Source organism: Neobacillus drentensis (genome assembly GCF_036966985.1).
Classification (GTDB): Bacteria; Bacillota; Bacilli; order Bacillales; family Cytobacillaceae; genus Neobacillus; species Neobacillus drentensis_E.
Genome location: NZ_JBALSN010000779.1, coordinates 1 through 1,051, shown reverse-complemented (window position 1 = coordinate 1,051; position 1,051 = coordinate 1). Strand labels below are relative to the sequence as shown.

1 protein-coding gene is annotated in these 1,051 nt (G+C 36.2%); it reads right to left on the bottom strand.

Annotated elements, in window-relative coordinates; genetic code table 11:
- Nucleotides 1–127: 127 nt before the first annotated feature.
- Entirely contained in the window at nt 128–946 is an 819-nt protein-coding gene (locus tag V7659_RS31650) for a GDSL-type esterase/lipase family protein (protein ID WP_335543932.1), read from the bottom strand.
- Nucleotides 947–1,051 lie beyond the last annotated feature (105 nt).

Sequence of the window (1,051 nt, the reverse complement as noted above, 5' to 3'; positions counted from 1 at the left end):
CTATTAAATCTATAAAAATTGTAGCAAATCATTCTATCAATAGTATTAAAAGGTTATTACATTTAAATAACAAATAATAGGAGAAAAGAAGGATAAAAAACCGAAGGAAATGAGTCTTCCTTCGGTTTTAAACTGCACTTTGTCTAAATTGATTCTTAAATTGATCAATCATTTGCTCTGAAATGGCAGTATATCCAGCCACGTTTGGATGGACACCATCAGGGGAAAGATTTTGCAGATGGTCCCCGTTTATGACCTTCGTGGTCTCAATGACAATTGATCCTGGGACTTTGTTAGCAGCTTCATAAATATTAAGATTCCATTTCGGCAGCATTTTATCTGCCAGTGGATACAATTGGTCATTAGGCGACAATGGATTGTACAATTCTAAGAATACAATCGTGGCGTTTGGATTAAGCATTGTTATTTTCGTCGTGATGTTGGTTAAATTTTTCGAGAAGTTGGTCTTCAATTGGTCGTAGCCTTGGATCACAGATCGAATATCTTGACCCTTTGCCAATTGTAGAATATCATTGCCGCCCACATTAATCGTGATAATATTGGACTGCTTAATCGATTCGTCAAATCGACCTTCCAGAACAAGGTCGTTTAATTCACTACTGGTAATTCCGTTAATCCCTTCGTTTTGTGTGACTATTTTTTTGGAAGTTTGTTCTGCCAATTTTTTAGAAAATAGACTTACAAAGTTCTCATCCTTTGGTGCACCGACTCCGCGAATGATAGAATCCCCAATGGCCAGATGATGGATTTGAGACATTTGCGCATTTCGATAATAATTAAGATAGGAGGTTTGGTTAGAGCTTTTGCTCACCACAACCGCGTGTTTTTTCATTTGGTGTATTTGGTACTGCGGATAATAAATCCACGCAGAAATACCAAGGCCAATAAGCAATACAAAAACAAACAGATACTTTACTATTTTCATACCATCCACTCCTTGAATATTCTATTATATCAAGAATAACAAGTGAAAAAAGTAGGATGTGATTTCCAGTTTGAAGGAGGATGAAGACCAAATCTCTTTTGAAAA